We start from the raw sequence: 25,703 nt of genomic DNA, 5'->3' as shown, positions 1-25,703 counted from the left end.
CTATCCTGGGCCAGGAAGCCACTCCGGCGCCGACGGGAGACCGAGGAGAGACCATGACCGCGACGGACCCCGCACTCACCGCGCTCTCCCAGCGCTGGTGCGCCCTCAGCCTGCTGCACGGCAGGATCGAGGCGCACCTCGAACGCGCCCTGGAGACCGGGCACGGTCTGAGCGTGCGGGAGTACTCGCTCCTCGACGTCCTCAGCCGCCAGCACAGCGGACCGGGCGGTCACCTCCAGATGAAGCAGGTCGCCGACGCGGTCGTGCTCAGCCAGAGCGCCACCACCCGGCTCGTCACCCGGCTCGAAGACCGGGGCCTGCTCACCCGGTACCTCTGCGACACCGACCGGCGCGGCATCTACACGGATGTCACCGAGGCCGGCCTGAAGCTCCTGGCCGAGGCCCGCCCCACCAATGACAGCGCGCTGCGCGAAGCCCTCGACGAGGCCGCGAAGAACCCGGAGCTGGCCCCGCTGGTCCGCGTCGTGGAGGGCGAGCCCGTCACCGTGTGACGGCCACCGGCCGCGCGTACGCTGCGGGGCATGAGTGATCTTGAGATACGCCCCGCCACCGCGGAGGACCTCGCAGCCATCGTCACGATGCTCGCCGACGACCCCCTGGGCGCGCAGCGCGAATCCCCGGACGACCTCGCGCCGTACCTCACGGCCTTCGACCGTCTCGCGAACGACCCCCACCAGCACCTCGTCGTGGCCGCCCGCGAGGGCCGGGTCGTCGGCACCCTCCAGCTGACCGTGATCCCGGGCCTCTCCCGCCGGGGCACCACCCGCTCGATCATCGAGGGCGTCCGCATCCACGCCGACGAGCGCGGCAGCGGCCTCGGGACCCGGCTCATCGAGTGGGCCGTCGAGGAATCCGAGCGCCAGGGGTGCCGGCTCGTCCAGCTGACCTCGGACGCCAGCCGCACGGATGCCCACCGGTTCTACGAGCGCCTCGGCTTCGAGGCCTCCCATGTGGGCTTCAAGAAGAGCCTCTGAGACACCGCTCCGCTGGGTGGGTGTTTCACGTGAAACACCCACCCAACAGGCTCAGAGCCCGCGCCAGCCGGCTTCGTCCACGCCGCCCGGCACCGCGTCCGCGGGTGCGTACGGCTCCCTGGTGAACACGAACGAGCCCAGGTCGAGATGGCTCACGCTGCCGTCGGCACGCCGTACGGCCCGGAGCGTCTCCCCCTCGTAGTAGCCGTTCAGCCCGACCCAGCCGCCCTCGGGCAGTGCCCGGAATCGGGCCCGCCGCCCGGCGCCCCGCAGGGGTTCGAGCACCACGCCCCGCTCGGCACCGATCCGGAGCCCGTAGGCGTACGTGCCCCAGTACCAGGGCCCCGCCAAGGACAGCAGCTCCTCGTCGACCTCGACCTCCGGAAGCGGTCGCCAGGGCTCCGGGAGCCTCGGCTCTGCCTCCGCCACGATCCCCACGAGATCGGCGGCCACGACCCCCGTCAGCGGCCCCGAGGTGGCGTTGGAGAGGGCGACCGCAGCCAGACCGTCCTCGACGCTCACCCACAGGGCGGCGACGAAGCCCGGGAGCGAACCCGTGTGACCGATCAGGGTCCGGCCGCCCCTGCGCACCAGCTGGAGGCCGAGCCCGTAGCTCCCCTCCCATTCGCCCTCGCCGTCCGGGGCCGCCGGAACACGCATCTCCTCGACGGAGGCCAGCGCGAGCACCCGCTCGTCACCCGCCGCCAGGAACGCGGCGAACCGCCCGAGATCCTCCGCCGTCGACCAGAGCTGCCCAGCCGGGGCCATCAGCCCCAGATCCTCCGAGGGCTCGGGAAGCATCACATCGGCCCAGGGGTGCACCGCCCAGCCGCCGGCGTGCGGGGCGACCGGCTGAGCGGTCGTCCGGCCCATCCCCAGCGGCTCCAGGATCTCGCTCCGCAGAGCCTCCTCCCACGACACCCCGCGCGCGGCCTCGATCAGCGAACCGAGCAGCGTGTAGCCGGGGTTGGAGTAGTGATGGCTCCGCCCCGGCGTCCGCAGGAAGGGACGCTCCCCCAGTACGTCGGAGAGCTCCGGCCGCAGCTCGGCGGAGGAGCGCTCCCACCACGCGCCGGGCGTCTCGGCCGCGAGACCACCGCTGTGGCCGAGGAGTTGGGCGATCGTCACCTCGCCGACGCCGGTGCCCTTGAGGTGCCGCTCCAGTGGATCGTCGAGCCCGAGCAGACCTTCGTCCCGCAGGCGCATCACCAGCACGGCGGTGAACGCCTTGGTGATGGACCCGATCCTGAACTGCGTATCGGCATCGGGCGCATGCCCGTCCACACAGCTACGCGCCCCGCTCCACACCATCGCCCCGTCGCGAACAACGGCCCCCACGAACGAAGGCGCCCGTCCCTCGGCCTGAGCAACAGCAACCCGATGAGCCAACGCCCGCTCGGTACCCGGCAACAGCCCGTCAAAAGATGCAGTCATGAACCACATCCAACGCGATCCCCCACCCAAAACTTCCCACGGGAAGCCCCACCGGACCGAGTGAGGCAGCAGACCGCTACGAGCCCCGTAGGTCTCGCCGCTCGCGACACGCCGATCTCACCGGCGAGCCCAGATCGCGCGCCGATGAGTTTCGCGCGCCACGCTGGTCTCTACGGCGGACACCCACGGACGGAAAGCTGGGCCATGCGGAAACTGATCTACGGCATGAACCTGACCCTGGACGGCTACATCGCCGCGGCCGGCGACGACATCGGCTGGAGCGGACCGCCGAGCGACGAGCTGTTCCAGTGGTGGCTGAACCACGACAAGGCCAGTGGCCTGTCGCTGTACGGGCGCAAGCTGTGGGAGACGATGAGCTCCTACTGGCCGACCGGCGACCAGCAGCCCGACGCCACCCCGGCGGAGATCGAGTTCGCGCGGAACTGGCGGGACACGCCCAAGGTGGTGTTCTCCTCGACGCTCGACAAGGTCGACTGGAACGCCCGCCTGGTCACCGGCGACGCGATCGCCGAGATCACCCGACTCAAGGCCGAGGACGGCGGCCCCATGAGCATCGGCGGCGCAACGCTCGCCGGGGCGGCCATGCGCGCCGGGCTGATCGACGAGTACGTGATCGCCACCCATCCGGTCCTGGTCGGCGGCGGCACGCCGTTCTTCACCGCGCTGGACAGCTGGGTGAACCTCAACCTGCTGGAGACGCGCACGCTCGCCGGCGGCGTGGTCCTGACCAGGTACGAGCCGAGACGCTGAGCAGCTTCCCGCTGCCTCACACGCGCGCGTCAGGTCTGGGCCATGTCCACGAAGCGGGAGTAGTGGCCCTGGAAGGCGACGGTGATCGTGGCCGTCGGGCCGTTTCGGTGCTTGCCGACGATGATGTCGGCCTCGCCCGCGCGGGGTGACTCCTTCTCGTACGCGTCCTCGCGGTGCAGCAGGATGACCATGTCCGCGTCCTGCTCGATCGAGCCGGACTCACGCAGGTCGGAGACCATCGGCTTCTTGTCGGTGCGCTGTTCGGGACCACGGTTCAGCTGGGAGAGCGCGATGACCGGCAGTTCCAGCTCCTTGGCGAGGAGCTTCAGGTTTCGCGACATGTCGGAGACCTCTTGCTGGCGGCTCTCCTGCCGCTTCGAGCCACCCGACTGCATCAGCTGCAGATAGTCGATGATCACGAGCTTGAGGCCGTTGCGCTGCTTGAGCCGGCGGCACTTCGCACGGATCTCCATCATCGACAGGTTCGGGGAGTCGTCGATGTAGAGCGGGGCCTGGGAGACGTCCGGCATCCGGCGGGCGAGGCGGGTCCAGTCCTCGTCGGTCATCGTGCCGGAACGCATGTGGTGCAGCGCGACCCTCGCCTCGGCCGAGAGCAGGCGCATCGCGATCTCGTTGCGGCCCATCTCGAGGGAGAAGATGACGCTGGGCAGGTTGTGCTTGATGGACGCCGCCCGTGCGAAGTCCAGGGCCAGCGTCGACTTACCCATGGCGGGACGGGCCGCGATGATGATCATCTGGCCGGGGTGGAGACCGTTGGTGAGGGAGTCGAGGTCGGTGAAGCCGGTGGGCACACCGGTCATCTCACCGCTGCGGGAGCCGATCGCCTCGATCTCGTCGAGCGCCCCCTCCATGATGTCGCCGAGCGGCAGATAGTCCTCGGTGGTGCGCTGCTCGGTGACCGCGTAGATCTCGGCCTGCGCCGAGTTCACGATCTCGTCGACGTCTCCGTCGGCCGCGTATCCCATCTGCGTGATCTTGGTGCCGGCCTCCACGAGGCGCCGCAGCACGGCCCGCTCGTGGACGATCTCCGCGTAGTACGAGGCGTTGGCCGCGGTCGGCACCGACTGGACCAGCGTATGGAGGTACGAGGCACCGCCGACACGGGAGATCTCGCCGCGCTTGGTGAGCTCGGCGCCGACCGTGATCGGGTCGGCCGGCTCGCCCTTGGCATAGAGGTCGAGGATCGCGGCGTAGACGGTCTCGTGCGCGGGCTTGTAGAAGTCGTTGCCCTTGATGATCTCCACGACGTCCGCGATGGCGTCCTTGGAGAGCAGCATGCCGCCGAGTACGGACTGCTCGGCGTCCAGGTCCTGCGGAGGGACCCGCTCGAAGCCGGAGAGCCCGCCGTCCCAGGGACCGTCTCCGCCCCGCTCGTGCTGGTCGTCGCGCCCGCGGCCACGGCCGCGCCCTTCACCTCGGGTACGAGTGGGCAGCCGGTCGCTGGGACCGCCATCGGCCCAGGGGTCGTCCATCGGCTCGGGAACGCTCACCAAGCACCTCTTCCCGTCCGCTCAGCGGACCTCGCCGTGCCACTCTTTCTTACGCCACGCCTTGATCAACGAGTGGCTTCGCGACCGCTTCTGGCGCGTTGGGCGCCGGACCACGGTAGGCCCGCGAGGGGCGTCAGCCAATCTGGTTATCCACAGGCCCTGTGGGTGAAGGCCCCAATGCTGTGGAGAACTTGCCGGAACCTGTGCACGGAGCGGGGGACAGCCATGTGGACAAACTCATAGACCCCTCACCCCCACCGGCCTGACCTGCAGTTTTCCCATCCACGGGCTGTGGGGGAGAAAAACTTTTCACCCTGGCCCAAGATCAGAACAAACGGCCCACACCCGAAGCCCCTTACCCTCCACAAGTAAGGGCTGCACATGCATTGCATCTCTTACCTGTGGAAGATTAGATTGACCCCATGACCCAGGCCCCCGCGACCTCCAAGGCCACCCGCCGACAGCACGACCGCGAGATCGTCTCCCTCGCCCTGCCGGCGTTCGGTGCTCTCGTCGCCGAGCCTCTCTTCCTCATGGTCGACAGTGCCATCGTCGGCCACCTCGGCACGCCGCAACTCGCGGGTCTCGCGATCGCCGCCGCCCTGTTGTCCACCGCCGTGAGCGTCTTCGTCTTCCTCGCCTACGCCACCACCGCCGCCGTCTCCCGGCGCGTCGGCGCGGGCGATCTCCCCGCAGCCATCCGACAGGGCATGGACGGCATCTGGCTCGCGCTCCTCCTCGGCGCCGCCGTCGTCGCACTGACCCTGCCGACCTCGCCCTGGCTGGTCGACCTCTTCGGGGCATCCGACACCGCTTCCCCCCATGCGGTCGCCTACCTCCGGATCTCCAGCCTCGGCATCCCCGCGATGCTGGTGGTCCTGGCCGCCACCGGCGTCCTGCGCGGCCTCCAGAACACCCGTACACCGCTCTACGTGGCCATCGCCGGCTTCGCGGCCAACGGCGCCCTCAACATCGGACTCGTCTACGGGGCGGGCCTCGGCATCGCCGGCTCCGCCTGGGGCACGGTCATCGCCCAGTACGGCATGGCCGCCGCCTACCTCGTCGTGGTCGTACGCGGTGCCCGGCGCCACGGAGCCTCGCTCCGCCCCGACCTGGCCGGCATCCGCGCCTCCGCGCAGGCCGGTGTCCCGCTCCTCGTCCGTACGCTCTCGCTCCGCGCGGTCCTGATGATCGCCACGGCCGTCGCTGCCCGGATGGGTGACACGGAGGTCGCGGCCCACCAGATCATCCTGTCCCTGTGGAGCCTGATGGCCTTCGCCCTCGACGCGATCGCCATCGCGGGCCAGGCCATCATCGGGCGGTACCTCGGCGCCGACGACGCCGACGGCGCGCGCCAGGTCTGCCGCCGGATGGTCCAGTGGGGCGTGATCTCGGGAGTGGTGCTCGGCGCACTGCTCATCGTCGCCCGTCCGTTGTTCGTCCCACTCTTCACCGGCGACACCACCGTTCAGGACACCCTGCTCCCGGCCCTGCTCGTGGTCGCGGTCTCGCAGCCGATCTCCGGGGTCGTCTTCGTCCTCGACGGCGTCCTGATGGGTGCGGGCGACGGCCCGTACCTGGCCTGGGCGATGCTGCTGACCCTGGCGGTGTTCGCTCCGGTCGCCCTCCTGGTCCCGGTGCTCGGCGGCGGGCTGACCGCGCTCTGGTGGGCGATGACGCTGATGATGACGGTCCGGATGGCCACTCTCTGGCTGCGCTCCCGCTCCGGCCGCTGGATCGTCACGGGCGCCACCTGCTGACTGTTTCACGTGAAACAGGGCGTTTCACGTGAAACAGCGCCGCCCGGGACAGGGCGGACAACAGCGGAAGGGCCGCACCCCGAGGGGTGCGGCCCTTCCTCACTGCTGAGCGCAGACTGCCAGGGGCAGCGTTACGCGGCGACGATCTCGACGCCGAGCTTCGCGGCCACGTCGGCGTGCAGACGCACGGAGACCTGGTGCGAGCCAAGGGTCTTGATCGGCGAACCGAGCTCGACGCGACGCTTGTCGACGTCGGGGCCACCCGCGGACTTGATCGCCGAGGCGATGTCGGCCGGAGTCACGGAGCCGAAGAGACGGCCGGCGTCGCCGGAGCGAACGGCCAGGCGCACCTTCGTACCCTCGAGCTGGGCCTTGATCTCGTTGGCCTGCTCGATGGTCGCGATCTCGTGGATCTTGCGGGCGCGGCGGATCTGCGCCACGTCCTTCTCGCCACCCTTGGTCCAGCGGATCGCGAAACCACGCGGGACCAGGTAGTTGCGAGCGTAGCCGTCCTTGACGTCGACGACGTCGCCAGCGGCACCGAGGCCAGAAACCTCGTGGGTCAGGATGATCTTCATTGGTCGGTCACCCTTTCCTTATCGCGCGGTGGACGTGTAGGGCAGCAGCGCCATCTCACGGCTGTTCTTGACGGCCGTGGCGACGTCACGCTGGTGCTGCGTGCAGTTGCCGGTCACGCGGCGGGCACGGATCTTGCCGCGGTCGGAAATGAACTTCCGCAGCATGTTCGTGTCCTTGTAGTCCACGTACACGGTCTTGTCCTTGCAGAACGCGCAGACCTTCTTCTTAGGCTTGCGCACAGGCGGCTTCGCCATGGTGTTTCTCCTGTGTGATCAAGAAGTGGGGATACGAGCTGCTTCGAGGGCTCGCGCCCTAGAAGGGGGGCTCGTCCGAGTAGCCGCCGCCGCTGGAGTTTCCACCCCAGCCGCCTCCGCCGCCCTGCTGCTGGCCGCCGCCGGAGGAGGAACCGCCGGTCGCCCACGGGTCGTCGGCGGGAGCACCGCCACCACCCTGCTGGCCACCGCCGGAGTTTCCACCCCAGCTGCCACCGCCGCCGGCCTGCTGGCCGCCGCCACCGCCGCCGTAGCCGCCCTGGCCGCCTCGACCGGTGGTCTTGGTGACCTTGGCCGTGGCGTTCTTGAGGCTGGGGCCGACTTCCTCGACGTCCAGCTCGTAGACCGTGCGCTTGACGCCCTCACGGTCCTCGTAGGACCGCTGCTTCAGCCGGCCCTGCACGACGACGCGCATGCCTCGCTGAAGCGACTCGGCGACGTTCTCCGCCGCCTGACGCCAGACCGAGCAGGTGAGGAAGAGGCTTTCGCCGTCCTTCCACTCATTGGTCTGACGGTCGAAGGTGCGGGGGGTGGACGCGATACGGAACTTCGCGACCGCCGCACCGGACGGGGTGAAGCGCAGCTCGGGGTCGTCGACAAGATTGCCGACGACCGTGATGACGGTCTCGCCTGCCATGGGGGTACCTCTCGGCGGGATTGCTTCTGGCTGCTTTGCTGCTACTCGAACCCGATGACCACTGAGCTAGAAGCTCAGTGGGTCTCGGGACGGAGGACCTTGGTCCGGAGGACCGACTCGTTCAGGTTGAGCTGTCGGTCGAGCTCCTTGACGACCGCAGGCTCGGCCTGCAGGTCGATGACCGAGTAGATGCCCTCGGGCTTCTTCTTGATCTCGTAGGCGAGACGACGACGGCCCCAGGTGTCGACCTTCTCGACCTTTCCGTTGCCCTCACGGACGACGGAAAGGAAGTTCTCGATCAGCGGGGAGACAGCGCGCTCCTCGAGATCGGGGTCGAGGATGACCATCACTTCGTAGTGACGCATGTGGAACCCACCTCCTTTGGACTCAGCGGCCACGGTCGTTCCGTGGCAGGAGGGTCGTGATGCGTTAGCAACGGTAGCCGCCACCGCGGACAGTCCCCCTCGGTGAACGAGGGACACCGCCGGGATCCAGTACGGACCAGGGCAGACACCGGTGCAGACCGTACAGAGTACCTGCACATCGGCCTGCGGTTGAAATTCTCCGGTGAGGGGACGCAATCTGTACACAACGGATGTCGGCGGCGCTACGATGCGCCGCCTTCCGGCAGCTACGCCAGGAGGTGCCCCATGGCACAGGCAATGCGACCCGACCCCGGCCACTCCCTCTTCGCCACCGACGGCAAACCGCACCCCATCCAGGACGCCCTGGTCGGAGTGACCCTGGTCCTCGGTGTGATCGCCTTCGTCACCGCGCAGTTCCACAACCTGCACCTGCTGAGTTCCTGGACGGGCCTCATCGGCATCCTGACCGGTGCCTACGGACAGTTCATCTCCGTGACGACACGCGAGCGCTTCCTGCTGATCCTCGGACTCGGCGCCTCGGCGTTCGGCTTCTACCTCGGCATGGCGCACGGCGGGCTCTTCGGCGGTGTCATCAGCTGAGCCGGGCGGCACGTCAGGGCGTACGTGCCCATTCGGGGCGCTCCCCGGTCACAGTAGGCTTCGGCGCGAGAGCCGGAGCCCCTGACCGATGGGGACACACCTGCCGAGGAGCGCCCCGCATGAGCCTGACCCTGAGGACCATCAGCCGCGAGCAGCATCTGGGTTTCATCCAGAGCCAGCCCGCGGCGAGCCACTGCCAGGTCCCGGCGTGGGCTGATGTGAAGACGGAGTGGCGCTCGGAGAACCTCGGCTGGTTCGACAGGGCCGGCGAGCTCGTCGGTGTCGGTCTGGTGCTCTACCGCCAGCTCCCGAAGATCAAGCGCTACCTCGCCTATCTGCCCGAGGGCCCGGTCATCAACTGGCACGCGCCCAATCTCGACGACTGGCTGCAGCCGATGCTGGCGCACCTCAAGCAGCAGGGCGCCTTCTCGGTGAAGATGGGCCCGCCGGTCGTCATCCGCCGCTGGGACTCGGCCGCCATCAAGTCCGGCATCCAGGACCCCGACGTCAAGCGCCTCAAGGACGTCGAGGCCACCTACATCGAGCCGCGCGCCTTCGAAGTGGCCGACCGGCTGCGGAAGATGGGCTGGCAGCAGGCCGAGGACGGCGGCGCCGGCTTCGGTGACGTACAGCCCCGCTACGTCTTCCAGGTGCCGCTGGCGAACCGTTCGCTCGACGACGTCCTCAAGGGCTTCAACCAGCTGTGGCGCCGAAACATCAAGAAGGCCGAGAAGGCCGGTGTCGAGGTCGTCCAGGGCGGCTACGAGGACCTGGCCGAGTGGCAGCGGCTGTACGAGATCACGGCCGTCCGTGACCACTTCCGGCCGCGCCCGCTCTCGTACTTCCAGCGCATGTGGACCGTCCTCAACTCCGAGGACCCCAACCGCATGCGGCTGTACTTCGCGCGTCACAACGGCGTGAACCTCTCCGCGGCGACGATGCTCGTCGTCGGCGGGCACGTCTGGTACTCCTACGGCGCCTCCGACAACATCGGCCGTGAGGTCCGGCCCTCGAACGCGATGCAGTGGCGGATGCTGCGCGACGCGTACGCGATGGGCGCGACCGTCTACGACCTGCGCGGCATCTCCGACTCGCTCGACGAGACCGACCACCTCTTCGGGCTCATCCAGTTCAAGGTGGGCACCGGCGGCGAGGCCGTCGAGTACGTCGGCGAGTGGGACTTCCCGCTGAACAAGCTGCTGCACAAGGCGCTGGACATCTACATGTCGCGCCGCTGATCCACGACGTCGCGCCGCCGCCCCATGGCGTACCGCTGACGTTTCCGTAGTCTCGTACATACCTTTGACACACCGCTGCCATCAGAAAGGTTCCGGGCCGGCCATGGCGCTCTCCCTCTACGTCGACACCGCTCGCTGGCGCGCGCACCAGAAGACCGTCATCGACCAGTTCCCCGGTGTGATCCCGGTCTGCAAGGGCAACGGGTACGGCTTCGGCCATGAACGCCTCGCGGACGAGGCTGCCCGGTTCGGCGCCGACATGCTCGCCGTGGGCACCACGTACGAGGCCGCGCGGATCAAGGACTGGTTCGGCGGCGACCTGCTGGTCCTCACCCCCTTCCGCCGCGGTGAGGAACCGGTTCCGCTGCCCGACCGGGTGATCCGCTCCGTGTCGTCGGTGGACGGCGTCCACGCCCTGGTGGGCGCCCGGGTCGTCATCGAGTGCATGAGCTCGATGAAGCGGCACGGCGTCCGCGAGGAGGAGCTCCAGCAGCTCCACGCCGCCATCGAGGACGTACGCCTGGAGGGCTTCGCGCTGCACCTCCCGCTGGACCGCCCGGACGGCACCGACGCCGTCGAGGAGGTCATCGGCTGGATGGACCGGCTGCGGGCCGCCCGGCTGCCGCTGCACACCATGTTCGTGAGCCATCTGCGGGCCCAGGAGCAGGCCCGGCTCCAGCAGCAGTTCCCGCAGACCCGCTTCCGGGCCCGGATCGGCACCCGGCTGTGGCTGGGCGACCACGAGGCCACCGAGTACCGGGGCGCGGTCCTCGACGTGACCCGGGTCGCCAAGGGCGACCGGTTCGGCTACCGCCAGCAGAAGGCCGCGTCGGACGGCTGGCTGGTCGTCGTCGCCGGCGGCACCTCGCACGGCGTGGGCCTGGAGGCCCCCAAGGCGATGCACGGCGTCATGCCGCGCGCCAAGGGCGTCGCACGGGCGGGGCTCGCCACCGTCAACCGGAACCTGTCGCCGTTCGTCTGGGCCGGGAAGCAGCGCTGGTTCGCCGAGCCGCCGCACATGCAGGTGTCGATCCTGTTCGTGCCGGCCGACGCCCAGGAGCCGCGGGTCGGCGACGAGCTCGTGGCGCATCTGCGCCACACCACGACGCAGTTCGACCGGCTCGTCGAGCGCTGAGCCGCCCGGCACCGCTCACCCCCGGGGAATCCGTTCCCCGGGGGTTCCCCATTCCACCAGCAGGCCCTCGTCCTCGGCGGGGGCCGCGGGCCGGGCCGGACGGGCTGCCCGGCCGGCGGCGAACACGTCCTCCGCGCCGTCCAGGACGCCCCCCGAGGGGTCATCGGCGCCGTCCTGCCGGACCGGGTCCGTCTCGGGCGTCAGGATGTCGCGTACGACCATCACGCACAGGTACAGCGTGCCGAGCAGGTGCAGGACGATCGCGAACTGATAGCCGTCCACCGGCAGGCCCTGCTTGGCGGCGCCGCTGTTCGTGAACGCCAGGTACATCCAGATGCCCACGAAGTACATGACCTCGCACGTCTGCCAGACCAGGAAGTCGCGCCAGCGCGGCCGGGCGAGCGCCGCCAGCGGGACCAGCCACAGGACGTACTGCGGTGAGTAGACCTTGTTGGTCAGGACGAACGCGGCGACGATCAGGAAGGCCAGCTGGACGAAGCGGGGCCTGCGGGGCGCCGTGAACGCCAGGTAGGCGAGGCCCGCCACGGCCACCAGCATCAGCAGCAGCGCGTACAGGTTGGCCCGGTCCGGCGGGATCGCGTCGCCCGTCCGCTGGCTCACCAGCAGCCAGACCGAGCCGAAGTCGACGTTCCGGTCCCGGCTGAAGAGATAGAACTGCTTCCAGCCCTCGGGGGCCATCAGCATCACGGGCAGGTTGACCACCAGCCAGGCGCCGGCCGTGCCGAGCACCGCGGTCCCGAACTCCCGCCACTTCCCCGCCCGCCAGCAGAGCATCAGCAGCGGGCAGAGGAGCAGGATCGGGTAGAACTTGGCGGCGGTGGCAAGTCCCAGCAGGACACCGAAGGCCAGCGGCCGTTCCCTCGACCACATCAGGATGGCGGCGGCGGTCAGCGCGACGGCCAGTATGTCCCAGTTGATCGTGGCCGTGAGCGCGATCGAGGGCGCCAGGGCGACGAGCAGCCCGTCCCACGGGCGCAGCCGGTGCGTACGGGCCACACAGACCGCGAGAACGGCCGCGCAGGCCATCAGCATGCCCGCGTTGGCCAGCCAGAACGCCTGCTCCTGATCCCGCATGGCCCCGCCGCCCGGCGTCAGCCAGGCCGCGACCTCCATGAAGAGGCCGGTGAGGACGGGGTACTCCAGGAACGGTATGTCGCCGCCCAGCCGGTCGAAGTACGGCACGAGGCCCGCCGCGAAGCCGCGGCCCTCGTAGAGGTGCGGGATGTCCGAGTAACAGGCGTGGGTGTACTGGGAGGTGATGCCCTCGAACCACGCCCAGTTGTAGCAGGGCAGTTTCTGCACCATCCCGAGGGCGAACATGCCGATGGCCACGAGGGCGATCACCCGCACCGGCGTCAGCTGCCCGGTGCCGAACGACGCCCGGCGGCCGTAGGGCCCGCCGATCAGTTCGCTGCCCGCGGCGGCCACCTTGTCCCGGTGGGTGGGGATGACCGTCTGCGAGCGGCCCTGTGGCCGGTCCTGCGGCGCGCTCGTCTTCTGGAGGCTCGGCATGGGGGACATCCTGCCGTACGTCTCCGGGAAAACGGCGAGGGCCGCCGCTGCCGGCTCCGTACGGAAGGTACGGAGCGGCCGCGGCGGCCCTCAGGGGTGTGCGCGGGCGGGCTGGATCAGGGAATCCAGGCCCCGCCGCCTCCGGGTTTGCCGTTCCCGCCTCCGGGGTTGCCGTCCGTCGGTGTATCGGTCGGCGTCGGTGTGTCGGTCGCGGGTGGCGTGGTGGTGGGCTGCCCCGTGTTGCCGCCGGGGTTGCCGGGGTTGTTGCAGTTCCAGTCCCAGATGTCGCAGGTCGTCTTGCCCGGCTTCGGCGTCCGCGAGGCCGGGGGAGTGGTCGTCGCGGTGGCCGGGGGAGTCGTCGGCGGCGTCGTGGTCGCGGTGGGAGTCGGCGTGGCCGTCGGGCTCGGGGTCGGGCTGGTGGCGCCGCCACCGAAGACGGGCTCGGCGTTCTCCAGGTCGAGCGGCTTGGGGAACTCCACGAGCGGCATGCCTTCCACGGCAGTCGTCATGTAGTCCTTCCAGATCCGCGACGGGAACGAGGAACCGTGGATGCGCGGCTGGGCACCCGTGCCGTACATCTCCTGGAACTCGCGGTTCTTCTTCGTCTCGTCGTCGTCGAACCGGTACATGTCGATGGCGGTCGACAGCTGCGCGGTGTAGCCCACGAACCAGGCCGACTTGTTGCCGTCGGTCGTACCGGTCTTGCCGGCCACGTCACGGCCCGGGATGGCGGCCTTGCGACCGGTTCCCTTCGGGTTCTCCACGACGTCGCGGAGGACGTCCGTGACGTTGCTGGCGATGGCCGGCGAGAAGGCCGACTTGCCCGCCGCCTCGTGCTTGTAGATCGTCTTGCCGCCCTTGACCACCTTGGTCACCGAGAACGGCTCGTTCTGCTCACCGTTGTTGGCGAAGGTCGCGTACGCGCCCGCCATCCGGATCGCGCTCGGGCTGGAGATACCGAGCGAGAACGAGGGCACCTCGCCCTGGACGAGCGACTCCTTGCGCAGACCGGCGGAGACGGCGGCCTCACGGACCTTGTCGATGCCGATGTCCATGCCCAGCTGCACGAACGGCGAGTTCGCCGAGCGGATCATGGCCTCGCGGAGCGTCATGTTCCCGTAGCTCGCGCCGTCGTCATTGGTCTGGCGCCACTCCTCGCCCTTCTCGTTCTCCCAGATCTCGCCGTCGTACCTGCGGATCTTCAGCCCGTCCTTGCCGGAGTAGCGGCTCTTGTCCGGGTCGACGATCGTGCGGGAGGACTCGCCCTGCTCCGGCCCCAACTTGCTGTCCCGCACGCCGTACTTCATGGCGGCGGCCAGGACGAAGGGCTTGAAGGTCGAGCCGACCTGGGCACCGGTCGGGTCGGCGTTGTTGGTGAAGTGCTTGGTGGCGTCGACACCGCCGTAGATCGCGACGATCGCGCCCGTCTGCGCGTTCACCGAGGCACCGCCGAACTGGACGTTGGTGTCCTCCTTCGGCCGCTTCTTCGGGTCGATGTACTCCTTGAGGATCTTGTTGACCGACTTCTCCAGCGCCTGCACCTTCGGCTTCTGGAAGGTGGTGTGGATCTCGAAGCCACCGCGCTCGAGTTCCTTCGCACCGATGCCGTCGGTGTTCTTGTTGATGAAGTTCGCCTTGGCCGTGCTGACGAGATAGCCGATCTGGCCGGTCAGCTGGGCGTCCTGCTTGCGCTTCTGGACCTTCGGGAAGGTCGTGTACTTGGCGCGCTCCTCGGCGGTGATCTTCTTGTCGTTGACCATCTCGTCGAGGATCCACTTCCACCGCTTGGTGGCGCGGTCGAGGTTCTTCTCGGGCGTGGCCTCGGGGTCGATCTCCGGGTAGCCGCCCGGGTCGTAGTACGTCGCGCCCTTCAGCACCGCGGCGAGCAGCGCCGACTCACTGGCGTTGAGGTACCTGGCGTCCTTGTCGAAGTACGCGCGCGCGGCGGCCTGGATCCCGTAGGCACCGCGCCCGTAGTACGCGGTGTTCAGGTAGCCGGCCATGATCGTCGACTTCTCGTACTCGTTGCCGACCTTCATGGAGATGAAGAGTTCCTTCACCTTCCGGGTCACGGTCTGCGACTGGTCGTTGAGCCGGTTGTTCTTCACGTACTGCTGGGTGATGGTCGAACCACCCTGGGTCTCGCCGCCCTTGGCCATGTTCCACACGGCGCGGCCGATGCCCATCGGGTCGATGCCCGAGTCGTCCCAGAACGTCTTGTTCTCCGCCGAGACCACGGCCTCCTGCATGACCTTCGGGATCTGCTCGATGCCGACGATCTGGCGGTTGGTGCCACTGCCGGTCGCGACCATGCGCGAGCCGTCGGCCCAGTAGTAGATGTTGTTCTGCGAGACCGCGGTCGCGTCCTCCTTCGGGACGACCACGTTGGAGTACGCGAAGACCGCGCCGCCCATCAGGATCCCGACGAAGACCAGGAACGTACCCGTCACGAGCTTCCACGACGGCATCCAGCGACGCCAGCCGTGCTTGCCGTAACGCGGGTAGTCGATCATCCGCTTCTTGCCCGGCGGACGACCGCCGGAGCCCCGCCCCGGACCACTGCCACGGCCGCCTCCGCCGCCGCCACCTCGGCGTCCGCCTCCGGGGCCACCGGGACCCCCGGGGCCCGCGTCAGCCCCCTTTCGGCGGCTGCCGCGCTGGGCGGCCCTGCGGGCCTCCGCGCGGCCCCCATAGGGGCGCGGCTCCTCCCCGGCGGGGGAGGAAGGTCCGTACGAGGCCGAAGGGGCCCCCATACCGACGTCATGGGCCGGGGCCGACCTGCGGCCCACCGGCTGCTGGGCAGCGCGCCGTGCCTCCGCGCGACCGCCCGTCGGCGGCTGCTGCGGCGGCATTTTGCGACGATGCTCGCTCATCGAACGACTACTCCTCGGGCAGGCGCGTACGCCTGGAAGCGGCAGTTGAGTTCCGGTCCCCCCGAAATGCGCACGGCCGGAACCCCATCGGAGGCCCCTCCGTACCGCAGCCGGTCACCCGCAGCACTGACGCCCCGCGGCATCTCTCGGTTCCCGGTGGTCTGCATGCCGCACAGACTACGCACGGCCAAAACCCACCTTGGGCCGGAGTTCACCCCAAATCAGGCAAGTCGAACGCTGTGAATTCACGATGTGACGCCGGTCACGGCGGTCCCACTTGTCGGGACTGACAGCCCGTTCTATCGTGCTGATGTATCGAGTCGATACATCAGCACGGCATAAGGGTCCCGAAAGCGGAGGAGGAGGCGACGAATGAGCAGACGCTCCGGCATCCTCGAGTTCGCCGTTCTCGGCCTGCTGCGCGAGGCCCCGATGCACGGGTACGAGCTGCGGAAGCGCCTCAACACCTCGCTGGGCGTCTTCCGGGCCTTCAGCTACGGGACGCTGTACCCCTGCCTCAAGACGCTGGTCGCCAACGGCTGGTTGATCGAGGAACCGGGCAGTGCCCCCGAGGAGGCCCTCGCCGCCTCACTCGCAGGGCGCCGAGCGAAGATCGTCTACCGGTTGACCCCGGCAGGTAAGGATCAGTTCGAGGAACTCCTGTCCCACACCGGCCCGGACGCCTGGGAGGACGAGCACTTCGCCGCACGCTTCGCCTTCTTCGGGCAGACCGAGCGCGAGGTGCGGATGCGCGTCCTGGAGGGCCGCCGCAGCCGGCTGGAGGAGCGTCTGGAGAAGATGCGCGCCTCTCTGGCCCGGACCCGCGAGCGCCTCGACGACTACACGCTTGAGCTGCAGCGCCACGGCATGGAATCCGTGGAGCGCGAAGTGCGCTGGCTGAACGAGCTCATCGAGAGCGAGCGAGCGGGGCGGGATCAGCGATCCGGCCCCGACGCCGCGGCTCTGCACGACAACGATTCTGGAGAAACGGGCGGCCTGCCCCGGCACGGGGGCAGTACCCGGCCGGATCCGTCCGACGACACCAACAAGTGAAACCCTGCGCACAGCAGGGCTTCCACGACACACAGGGAGCAACCGGAATGGGTTCGGTTCGCGTAGCCATCGTCGGCGTGGGCAACTGCGCCGCCTCGCTGGTGCAGGGCGTCGAGTACTACAAGGACGCCGACCCGGCGGCCAAGGTGCCCGGCCTGATGCACGTCCAGTTCGGCGACTACCACGTCCGTGACATCGAGTTCGTGGCCGCCTTCGACGTCGACGCGAAGAAGGTCGGCCTCGACCTCTCCGACGCCATCGGCGCCAGCGAGAACAACACCATCAAGATCTGCGACGTCCCGAACAAGGGCGTCACGGTCCAGCGCGGTCACACGCTCGACGGTCTCGGCAAGTACTACCGCCTGACCATCGAGGAGTCCGCCGAGGCGCCGGTCGACATCGTCCAGATCCTCAAGGACCGCCAGGTCGACGTCCTCATCTGCTACCTGCCGGTGGGTTCCGAGGCCGCTGCGAAGTTCTACGCGCAGTGCGCCATCGACGCCAAGGTCGCCTTCGTCAACGCCCTTCCGGTCTTCATCGCCGGCACCAAGGAGTGGGCCGACAAGTTCACCGAGGCGGGCGTCCCGATCGTCGGCGACGACATCAAGTCGCAGGTCGGCGCGACCATCACGCACCGCGTGATGGCCAAGCTGTTCGAGGACCGCGGTGTCCGTCTTGAGCGCACCATGCAGCTCAACGTCGGCGGCAACATGGACTTCAAGAACATGCTGGAGCGCGACCGCCTGGAGTCCAAGAAGATCTCCAAGACCCAGGCCGTCACCTCGCAGATCCCCGACCGTGAGATGGGCGAGAAGAACGTCCACATCGGTCCGTCGGACTACGTGGCCTGGCTGGACGACCGCAAGTGGGCCTACGTGCGCCTTGAGGGCCGCGCCTTCGGCGACGTTCCGCTGAACCTCGAGTACAAGCTCGAGGTGTGGGACTCCCCGAACTCGGCGGGTGTCATCATCGACGCCCTGCGCGCCGCGAAGATCGCCAAGGACCGCGGCATCGGTGGCCCCATCCTCTCCGCGTCGAGCTACTTCATGAAGAGCCCGCCGGTGCAGTACTTCGACGACGAGGCCCTGGCCAACGTCGAGAAGTTCATCAAGGGTGAGGTCGAGCGCTAAGGCGCCCACGCTTGTCGATCGAGGGTCCCCGGGCTTACCGCCCGGGGACCCTCTTCGTGTGTGAGTCTTGCTGCCATGTCCGTCGTACGTGATCTGCGCGTACTCCTGCGCCTGACGAACTTCCGCCGCCTGCTCGCCGTCCGACTGCTCTCCCAGTGCGCCGACGGCGTCTACCAGGTGGCCCTTGCCACGTACGTCGTCTTCTCCCCCGAGAAACAGACCTCCGCCGCGGCGATCGCCTCCGCGATGGCGATCCTGCTGCTCCCGTACTCGCTCGTCGGGCCCTTCGCCGGAGTGCTCCTCGACCGCTGGCAGCGCCGCCAGGTCTTCCTGTACGGCAATCTCCTGCGCGCCCTGCTGGCCTGCGGGACCGCCGTGCTCGTCCTCGCCTCCGTCCCCGACTGGCTCTTCTACGCCTCCGCGCTCTCCGTCACGGCCGTCAACCGCTTCGTCCTCGCGGGACTCTCCGCCTCGCTCCCACGGGTCGTGGACGAGGAGCGGCTCGTCGTGGCGAACTCGCTCTCCCCCACCGCCGGCACCCTCGCCGCGACCCTGGGCGGCGGTCTCGCCTTCGGCATCCAACTGCTCGCCGACAACTCCAACGCGGCCGTGGTGGCCTCCGGCGCCCTGCTCTATCTGGCCGCCGCCCTCGCCTCGCTCCGGATGCCCCGGGAGCTCCTCGGGCCCGATCCGGACCCCGAGCCGGGGCCCCTCACCTCGGCCCTGGCCTCGACGGCCCGTGGGCTCGCCGCCGGACTGCGGCATCTCTCCGAACGGCGCCCCGCAGCCCGCGCTCTCGCCGCCGTGACCCTCATGCGCTTCTGCTACGGCGCTCTGTTCGTCACCGTGCTCATGCTCTGCCGCTACGCCTGGAGCTCCACGGAGTCCGAGGGGCTCGGGCTGCTGGGACTCGCCGTGGCCGCGTCGGGAGCCGGGTTCTTCGCCGCCGCCGTCGTCTCCCCCTGGGCCGTGGGGCGGCTCGGTCCCTTCGGGTGGATGACCGTGTGCGCCGCGACGGCCGCCGTGCTGGAACCGGCGCTCGGGCTGACCTTCGCACCTACGCCGTTCCTCGTCGCCGCCTTCGTCCTCGGGCTCATCACCCAGGGAGGGAAGATCGCGACGGACACGGTGGTGCAGACCTCGGTGGACGACGCCTACCGAGGACGGGTCTTCGCCCTCTACGACGTGCTGTTCAACGTCGCCTTCGTGAGCGCGGCGGGCGTGGCGGCCCTGATGCTGCCACCCGACGGCCGGTCCACCCTGCTGATCGTGCTCGTGGCCGTGATCTACGCCGGGATCGCCCTGACCCTGCGGCGCGGCGAACGCACGGAGGGGTGATGTTTCACGTGAAACACCACCCCTCGGGCCATCTCGCAGGCGCCGGTGTTTCACGTGAAACACCGCGTTTCACGTGAAACAGCGCCGCGCCGGCCGCCGGCTCGGCGCAAGCCGGCTCAGCTCTGCTCGGCCCACCACTCCTTGAGCGCGACAACGGCCTGCGCGTGCTCCATCGGGCCGTTCTCCAGCCGGAGCTCCAGCAGGAACTTGTAGGCCTGACCGATGGCCGGCCCGGGGCCGATCCCCAGGATCTCCTGGATCTGGTTGCCATCGAGGTCGGGCCGGATCGCGTCCAGCTCCTCCTGCTCCTGGAGCTGGCCGATGCGGTCCTCCAGGCCGTCGTAAGCGCGGGAGAGCGCGGTCGCCTTGCGCTTGTTGCGCGTGGTGCAGTCGGACCGGGTCAGCTTGTGGAGGCGCGAGAGCATCGGTCCGGCGTCGCGGACGTAACGCCGCACGGCCGAGTCGGTCCACTCGCCGGTCCCGTAGCCGTGGAAGCGGAGGTGCAGCTCCACGAGGCGCGAGACATCCTTGATCATCTCGTTGGAGTACTTGAGCGCGGTCATCCGCTTCTTGGTCATCTTCGCGCCCACCACTTCGTGGTGGTGGAAGGAGACCCGGCCGTCCTTCTCGAAGCGACGGGTCCGCGGCTTGCCGATGTCATGGAGCAGCGCGGCAAGGCGAAGGACCAGGTCCGGCCCGTCCTCCTCCAGGTCGATCGCCTGGTCGAGCACGGTCAGCGAGTGCTCGTAGACATCCTTGTGACGGTGGTGCTCGTCGCTCTCAAGGCGCAGCGCAGGCAACTCGGGGATGACGTGCTCGGCGAGTCCGGTCTCGACGAGCAGCCCGAGGCCCTTGCGCGGGTGGGCGGAGAGCAGCAGCTTGTTGAGCTCGTCACGGACACGCTCGGCGGATACGATCTCGATCCGGCCGGACATCTCGTTCATCGCGGCGACGACCTCGGGAGCGACCTCGAAGTCCAGCTGCGCGGCGAACCTCGCGGCCCTCATCATCCGCAGCGGGTCGTCGGAGAAGGACTCCTCGGGCGTCCCGGGCGTACGGAGCACCCTGGAGGCGAGATCCTCCAGACCGCCGTACGGGTCGACGAACTCCTTCTCCGGAAGGGCCACGGCCATCGCGTTGACGGTGAAGTCACGGCGGACGAGGTCCTGGTCGATGGAATCTCCGTAGGAGACCTCGGGCTTGCGCGAGGTCCGGTCGTACGCCTCCGAGCGGTACGTGGTGACCTCGACCTGGAAGCGCTGGTCGACGTCTCCGACGCGGGCGTCCTTCTGGCAGCCGACCGTTCCGAAGGCGATGCCGACCTCCCACACGGCGTCGGCCCACGGACGGACGATCTTCAGTACGTCCTCGGGGCGGGCGTCGGTGGTGAAGTCCAGGTCGTTGCCGAGCCGGCCGAGCAGGGCGTCGCGTACCGAGCCACCGACCAGCGCGAGGCTGAACCCGGCCTCCTGGAATCGGCGGGCGAGGTCGTCGGCGACGGGGGACACGCGCAGCAGTTCACTGACCGCGCGGCGTTGCACCTGGCTCAGTGCAGTCGGGGTGTCTTCGTTGGCGTTCGGCACAACAGAAAAGGGTACGTGCCCCGGCTCGCGGCGACGTCCTCGTTTTCCGGCGGGCACCGGGGTAGGACCGGCCGGCCCGGACCCCGTGGAAGATCGCCTGGAGCAGTCCCCGGCACTTGCTCCCAGCATGCCTCGTTACCATGCCTGGACACAGCAACCGGGAACCACTCCACCACTGGCATCAGAGACAACGACGAGGACGGGCGAACGCGTGGCCGAGGCGGCAGACATCCAGGGAACCGGTCCCTCACCTGCCCGCCGATGGCTGCGGCGCACGATCACCGTCGCCGTCGGGGCGCCGCTCCTCGCGGGACTGCTCCAGGCACCTGCGGGCGCCTCCCCGGCCTCCGCCGCCGAGGGCAGCGCCGTCTCGAAGACGGTCGATGTGTCGCTCGACACGCTGACCCCGACCGCGCCCACCGAGGGAGACACGGTCACCGTCACCGGGACGGTCACCAATCGGAGCAAGAAGACCGTTACCGACGCGACCGTGGATCTGCGCGTCGGGCCCCGGATGACGAGCCGCAGCGAGATCGAGCAGGTGACGGGCCGCACGGGCTACCGGAGCGACAGCGACCCCGCCCCCCTCGACGACGCCCCCACCGTCAAGATCCCCCGGCTGGGCGCCGGCCTCAGCGCGGACTTCTCGTTCTCCGTCCCGGTCTCCGATCTCGGACTCGACGACGCCGGTGTGTACCAGCTGGGGGTCTCCCTCACCGGGCAGACCTCGGACCGGCGTGACGACAGGGTGCTCGGCATCGAGCGGACGTTCCTGCCGTACCAGCCCGAGGCCACCGAGAAGAAGACCCAGCTCACCTACCTCTGGCCGCTGATCTCCTCCGCCCATGTCTCCGCCGAGACGGCCACGGACGATCAGCAGACCCCCGTCTTCGAGGACGACGTCCTGGCGGCCGAGCTGAAGCCGGGCGGACGCCTCGACCAGCTGGTCTCGCTGGGAGGGGACCTCCCGGTCACCTGGGTGGTCGACCCGGACCTGCTGGCCTCCGTCGACGCCATGGCGAACGGCTACCGCGTCAAGGACGGCACTCTGCACGTCCCGGGCAAGAACCAGGCCGTCGCCGAGCGGTGGCTGGACGCGCTGGAGAAGGCGGTTCAGGGGCACAAGGTCGTCGCCCTCCCCTTCGCGGACCCCGACCTCGCCTCCCTGGCCCACCGGGGCAAGGACGTCCCCGGTTCCCTCGGACACCTCCAGTCGGCGACCGCCCTCGCCGGGATGACGGTCGAGACCGTCCTGCACACCCAGGCCGCCACCGACTTCGCATGGCCCGCCGACGGAGCCGTCGACCCCTCCATCGTGGCCGTGGCGACCTCCGCGGGCGCCGACAAGGTGATCGCCCGCAGCGACAGCGTCCGCGACGACCTCTCCTACACCCCGACGGCGGCCCGCCCCTTCGGCAACGGAAGCACCACGGCCGTGGTCAGCGACGCGCTCCTGTCCACCGCCTTCGAGGGGGACATGATCCGCACGGAGAACTCCACGCTCGCGGTTCAGAAGTTCCTCGCCCAGTCGCTGGCGATCACCATGGAGCAGCCGGAGGACCAGCGCAGCATCGTGGTCGCCCCGCAGCGGATGCCGACCGTCGCCCAGGCGCAGACGATGGCGACCGCCCTCAAGGGTCTCTCCGGGCGTCGCTGGACCCAGCCGAGCGACCTCCTCGCCGCCGCCGCGGCCAAGCCCGACCCGGACGCCTCCACCACGGTGCCCAGCAGCTCCCGGTATCCGAAGAAGCTGCGCGACCGGGAACTGCCCGTCCAGGCCTTCCGCGACATGAAGACCACCCGCGACGAGCTGAACGACTTCAAGGTGATCCTGTCCCAGCAGGACCGTGTCGTGACGCCGTTCGGCAACGCGATCAACCGCGAGATGTCGACCTCGTGGCGGGGGCAGGCCCGAGCAGCCGCGCTCTACCGGATCAACGTCCTGGAGTATCTGCAGACCCTCACCGAGGGGGTCCAGCTGGTCGACAAGTCCGATCTCACGCTCTCCGGCCGCAGTGCGACGATCCCCGTGACCGTCCAGAACAAGCTGCTGCAGGACGTCCATCTCGTGCTGCGGCTCACCTCCGGCAACAAGAACCGGCTCCAGGTGAACGGCGACCGGGACGCCGAGCTCCCCGTGAAGATCAACGGCGGGCACAGCCAGTCCGTGAAGTTCAACGCGTCCGCCAGCGTCAACGGCCAGGTGCCGATGACCGCCCAGCTCTACACCGAGGACGGCACGCCGTACGGGCAGCCGATGACGTTCACCGTAAAGGTCTCCGAGATCACCGCCACGGTGATGCTCGTGATCGCCGGTGGAGTGCTGCTCCTGGTCCTGGCCGGCGTACGGATGTACAGCCAGCGCAAGCGGGTGGCCGCCCGGAACGCCGAGGCCGAAGCGGCGGAGGCGGCAGCGGACCCGGAGGCCGACGCCCCCGCGGAGGACACGGACGCCGGTACTGACGACGGGACGGATCCCGAGGCGGTGACGGACGAGGCCGACAGGGGTGAACCCGAGCAGCCGAGTGACCCGACACCGGACACCGGGTCCGAAAGCGGCGACCGGTCGGGCCCGGGTGAGAAAGTGGACCGTTGAGCGATGTCGTGGCCGGTCGGCCGGGGACGATGAGGTGGGGTAACCATGAACGCGCCGTACGACGGTGACCGCGGCCAGGGCGCGGGCGGCACCGCGCCGTCCGGTGGGACGCCCGCGGCCCCCTCCGGTCCCGGCCACCCTCCGGTGCCGGCCCCGCAGGAACAGAACCCTTACGCGCAGGACGCCTACGCGCAGAACCCGTACGCCCAGAACCAGTACGACCCGAACGCGTACGCCCAGGACCCCTACGTCCAGGACGCCCTCGCCCATGACCCGTACCGGGCCCAGGACCTGTCCGCACAGGACCCGGTGACCGAGGCGCTCTACGACCGCGCCGCGCACCCGCCGCCCCCGCCGGGCACCTATCAGGAGCCCCAGCCGCTCTACCAGCAGCCGGTCGCGCCCCAGCACGCACCCGACCCCCGGGTGTGGGCTCAGACCCCGGCGCCGGAGCCCGATGGCACCTCACGGCACCTGCCGTACGGCGACGACGCGCGCACGGTCCAGTTCACCGGCGTCGACGACCTGGTGACCCGGGCCGGCGAGGAGGCTCCCGAACCGGACGCCTTCGCGCACCTCTACCGGGACCAGCAGACGCCCGGCCAGGTGCCCCCGCCCGCGCCGGAGCCGGACCCCATGCCCGCCCCCGCCCCCAAGAAGTCCGGACGGGCCTCCGGACTGCTGAAGTCGAGCGCGGTGATGGCGGCCGGCACCCTGGTCTCCCGGCTCACCGGCTTCGTCCGCAGCCTGGTGATCACCGGCGCGCTCGGCGCGGCCCTGCTCGGCGACACCTTCACCATCGCCTACACGCTGCCGACGATGATCTACATCCTCACCGTCGGCGGCGGTCTCAACTCGGTCTTCGTACCGCAGCTCGTCCGCTCGATGAAGAACGACGAGGACGGCGGCGAAGCCTACGCCAACCGTCTGCTCACCCTGGTCATGGTGGCGCTGGGCCTGATCGTGGCGCTCGCCGTCTTCGCGGCACCGCTGCTCATCCGGCTGATGTCGAACACCATCGCCGACGACGCCGCGGCCAACAGCGTGGCCGTGACCTTCGCCCGGTACTGCCTGCCCACGATCTTCTTCATGGGTGTGCACGTGGTGATGGGCCAGATCCTCAACGCCCGCGGCAAGTTCGGCGCGATGATGTGGACGCCGGTCCTCAACAACATCGTCATGATCGTCACCTTCGGCCTGTTCATCTGGGTCTACGGCACCTCCGCCGAGTCCCACATGGGTGTGCGGACCATCCCGGACGACGGCATCCGCCTGCTGGGTGTCGGTACCCTCCTCGGACTCGTCGTCCAGGCCCTGGCGATGATCCCGTACCTCCGTGAGACCGGCTTCCGGTTCCGGCCGCGCTTCGACTGGAAGGGCCACGGGCTCGGCAAGACCGTCAAGCTCGCCAAGTGGACCGTGCTCTTCGTCCTCGCGAACCAGGCGGGCGTCCTCGTCGTCACCCAGCTCGCCACGGCCGCCGGTGAGGAGTCCGGGAAGAACGGTGCCGGCTTCCTCGCCTACTCGAACGCCCAGCTGATCTGGGGCATGCCGCAGGCCATCATCACGGTCTCCGTCATGGCCGCGCTGCTGCCCCGCATCTCCCGCGCCGCCCACGACGACGACCCCGGCGCCGTCCGCGACGACATCTCGCAGGGTCTGCGGAACTCGGCCGTCGCGATCGTCCCCGTCTCCTTCGCCTTCCTGGCGCTCGGCGTCCCGATGTGCACCCTGCTGTACGCCTCCAGCGGCGTCGAGGCCGCCCAGGGCATGGGCTTCATCCTGATGGCCTTCGGCCTCGGCCTGATCCCCTACTCCGTCCAGTACGTCGTGCTCCGCGGCTTCTACGCCTACGAGGACACCCGGACGCCCTTCTACAACACGGTCATCGTGGCCGCCGTCAACGCTGCGGCCTCGGCCGTCTGTTACGTCGTCCTGCCCGCCCAGTGGGCCGTCGTCGGCATGGCCGCCTCGTACGGGCTCGCCTACGCCGTCGGCGTCGGTATCGCCTGGCGCCGCCTCCGCAGCCGGCTGGGCGGCGACCTGGACGGCACCCAGGTGCTGCGGACCTACGCACGCCTCTGCATGGCCTCCGTGCCGGCCGCGATCATCGCGGGCGGTGTCGGCTTCGGTCTGCTGAAGCTCCTGGGCGACGGTGCGCTGGGCTCGCTCGTTGCCCTGCTCATCGGCGGAGTGGTACTTCTCGGTGTCTTCTTCGTCGCCGCCAAGCGCATGCGGATCACGGAACTGAACACCCTGGTCGGCATGGTGCGCGGACGACTGGGACGCTGATCCCGCGG

Annotated in this window: 21 protein-coding genes; 12 read left to right on the top strand and 9 right to left on the bottom strand. The window is 69.3% G+C overall.

The features are described from left to right. Positions 1-53: 53 nt before the first annotated feature. Both ABT154_RS01895 and ABT154_RS01890 read left to right on the top strand, forming a co-directional pair. Positions 54-512, top strand: coding sequence for a MarR family winged helix-turn-helix transcriptional regulator (locus ABT154_RS01895; RefSeq protein ID WP_351851579.1), 459 nt, complete (start codon positions 54-56; stop codon positions 510-512). A 30-nt stretch (positions 513-542) separates the two neighbouring features. Continuing rightward, on the top strand, positions 543-995 hold the full coding sequence (locus tag ABT154_RS01890; protein WP_351851576.1) for a GNAT family N-acetyltransferase: 453 nt from the start codon (positions 543-545) through the stop codon (positions 993-995). Between the two features lie 51 nt (positions 996-1,046). On the opposite strand, the gene ABT154_RS01885 is transcribed toward ABT154_RS01890, so the two are convergent. Next, positions 1,047-2,429 (bottom strand): serine hydrolase domain-containing protein, encoded by a 1,383-nt coding sequence (locus ABT154_RS01885; RefSeq protein WP_351851574.1) that lies wholly within the window; start codon positions 2,427-2,429, stop codon positions 1,047-1,049. A 204-nt stretch (positions 2,430-2,633) separates the two neighbouring features. Between ABT154_RS01885 and ABT154_RS01880 the strand changes: the two genes are divergently transcribed. Beyond that, the gene (locus ABT154_RS01880; protein ID WP_351851571.1) at positions 2,634-3,200 is read left to right on the top strand and encodes a dihydrofolate reductase family protein; all 567 of its coding nucleotides are present in this window, start codon (positions 2,634-2,636) and stop codon (positions 3,198-3,200) included. Positions 3,201-3,229: 29 nt separating this feature from the next. Here the strand turns inward: ABT154_RS01880 and dnaB are convergent, their stop codons facing one another. Further along, the gene (dnaB, locus tag ABT154_RS01875) at positions 3,230-4,711 is read right to left on the bottom strand and encodes a replicative DNA helicase (RefSeq protein WP_317875331.1); all 1,482 of its coding nucleotides are present in this window, start codon (positions 4,709-4,711) and stop codon (positions 3,230-3,232) included. Positions 4,712-5,133: 422 nt separating this feature from the next. Between dnaB and ABT154_RS01870 the strand changes: the two genes are divergently transcribed. Next, a complete protein-coding gene (locus ABT154_RS01870; RefSeq protein WP_351851568.1) occupies positions 5,134-6,471 on the top strand; it encodes an MATE family efflux transporter in 1,338 nt (445 codons plus the stop codon). 131 nt (positions 6,472-6,602) lie between these two features. On the opposite strand, the gene rplI is transcribed toward ABT154_RS01870, so the two are convergent. The 4 genes from rplI to rpsF all read right to left on the bottom strand — a co-directional run bounded on the left by rplI (position 6,603) and on the right by rpsF (position 8,324). Then, on the bottom strand, positions 6,603-7,049 hold the full coding sequence (gene rplI, locus ABT154_RS01865; RefSeq protein WP_056565090.1) for a 50S ribosomal protein L9: 447 nt from the start codon (positions 7,047-7,049) through the stop codon (positions 6,603-6,605). Between the two features lie 18 nt (positions 7,050-7,067). Beyond that, positions 7,068-7,304 carry a 30S ribosomal protein S18 gene (rpsR, locus tag ABT154_RS01860; protein WP_003956534.1) on the bottom strand — a complete coding sequence of 79 codons (237 nt, stop codon included), beginning with the start codon at positions 7,302-7,304 and terminating at the stop codon, positions 7,068-7,070. A 58-nt stretch (positions 7,305-7,362) separates the two neighbouring features. Then, a complete protein-coding gene (locus ABT154_RS01855) occupies positions 7,363-7,959 on the bottom strand; it encodes a single-stranded DNA-binding protein (protein WP_351851565.1) in 597 nt (198 codons plus the stop codon). Positions 7,960-8,033: 74 nt separating this feature from the next. Beyond that, positions 8,034-8,324, bottom strand: coding sequence for a 30S ribosomal protein S6 (rpsF, locus tag ABT154_RS01850; protein ID WP_015034882.1), 291 nt, complete (start codon positions 8,322-8,324; stop codon positions 8,034-8,036). Positions 8,325-8,609: 285 nt separating this feature from the next. Between rpsF and ABT154_RS01845 the strand changes: the two genes are divergently transcribed. The 3 genes from ABT154_RS01845 to ABT154_RS01835 all read left to right on the top strand — a co-directional run bounded on the left by ABT154_RS01845 (position 8,610) and on the right by ABT154_RS01835 (position 11,297). Continuing rightward, positions 8,610-8,924, top strand: coding sequence for a hypothetical protein (locus ABT154_RS01845; protein ID WP_073908773.1), 315 nt, complete (start codon positions 8,610-8,612; stop codon positions 8,922-8,924). 119 nt (positions 8,925-9,043) lie between these two features. Continuing rightward, a complete protein-coding gene (locus tag ABT154_RS01840; protein ID WP_351851562.1) occupies positions 9,044-10,162 on the top strand; it encodes a lipid II:glycine glycyltransferase FemX in 1,119 nt (372 codons plus the stop codon). Positions 10,163-10,265: 103 nt separating this feature from the next. Continuing rightward, positions 10,266-11,297, top strand: a complete 1,032-nt coding sequence (locus ABT154_RS01835) for an alanine racemase (protein ID WP_317875335.1) — start codon at positions 10,266-10,268, stop codon at positions 11,295-11,297. 15 nt (positions 11,298-11,312) lie between these two features. Here ABT154_RS01835 and ABT154_RS01830 read toward each other — a convergent pair whose 3' ends face one another. Both ABT154_RS01830 and ABT154_RS01825 read right to left on the bottom strand, forming a co-directional pair. Further along, a complete protein-coding gene (locus ABT154_RS01830) occupies positions 11,313-12,830 on the bottom strand; it encodes a glycosyltransferase family 87 protein (protein WP_351851558.1) in 1,518 nt (505 codons plus the stop codon). 116 nt (positions 12,831-12,946) lie between these two features. Further along, positions 12,947-15,703, bottom strand: coding sequence for a transglycosylase domain-containing protein (locus ABT154_RS01825; RefSeq protein ID WP_351851556.1), 2,757 nt, complete (start codon positions 15,701-15,703; stop codon positions 12,947-12,949). Between the two features lie 372 nt (positions 15,704-16,075). Here ABT154_RS01825 and ABT154_RS01820 point away from each other — a divergent pair, with 372 nt between their 5' ends. The 3 genes from ABT154_RS01820 to ABT154_RS01810 all read left to right on the top strand — a co-directional run bounded on the left by ABT154_RS01820 (position 16,076) and on the right by ABT154_RS01810 (position 19,224). Then, the gene (locus ABT154_RS01820; RefSeq protein WP_351851554.1) at positions 16,076-16,756 is read left to right on the top strand and encodes a PadR family transcriptional regulator; all 681 of its coding nucleotides are present in this window, start codon (positions 16,076-16,078) and stop codon (positions 16,754-16,756) included. Positions 16,757-16,803: 47 nt separating this feature from the next. Then, positions 16,804-17,886, top strand: a complete 1,083-nt coding sequence (locus ABT154_RS01815) for an inositol-3-phosphate synthase (protein ID WP_351851551.1) — start codon at positions 16,804-16,806, stop codon at positions 17,884-17,886. A 75-nt stretch (positions 17,887-17,961) separates the two neighbouring features. Further along, on the top strand, positions 17,962-19,224 hold the full coding sequence (locus ABT154_RS01810) for an MFS transporter (protein ID WP_351851548.1): 1,263 nt from the start codon (positions 17,962-17,964) through the stop codon (positions 19,222-19,224). Positions 19,225-19,340: 116 nt separating this feature from the next. Here ABT154_RS01810 and ABT154_RS01805 read toward each other — a convergent pair whose 3' ends face one another. Further along, entirely contained in the window at positions 19,341-20,807 is a 1,467-nt protein-coding gene (locus tag ABT154_RS01805; protein ID WP_351851546.1) for a CCA tRNA nucleotidyltransferase, read from the bottom strand. A 211-nt stretch (positions 20,808-21,018) separates the two neighbouring features. On the opposite strand from ABT154_RS01805, the gene ABT154_RS01800 reads away from it, so the two are divergent. Together ABT154_RS01800 and murJ are read left to right on the top strand one after the other, a co-directional pair. Continuing rightward, positions 21,019-23,403 carry a DUF6049 family protein gene (locus tag ABT154_RS01800; protein WP_351851543.1) on the top strand — a complete coding sequence of 795 codons (2,385 nt, stop codon included), beginning with the start codon at positions 21,019-21,021 and terminating at the stop codon, positions 23,401-23,403. Positions 23,404-23,448: 45 nt separating this feature from the next. Further along, the gene (gene murJ / locus ABT154_RS01795) at positions 23,449-25,695 is read left to right on the top strand and encodes a murein biosynthesis integral membrane protein MurJ (RefSeq protein WP_351851540.1); all 2,247 of its coding nucleotides are present in this window, start codon (positions 23,449-23,451) and stop codon (positions 25,693-25,695) included. Positions 25,696-25,703: the final 8 nt, after the last annotated feature.

Origin of the sequence: Streptomyces sp. NPDC001728 (genome assembly GCF_040297565.1) — a bacterium.
Taxonomy (GTDB): Bacteria; Actinomycetota; Actinomycetes; order Streptomycetales; family Streptomycetaceae; genus Streptomyces.
Note: the sequence above shows the minus strand (reverse complement) of the source record. Positions and strands in the feature narration are given on the sequence as shown.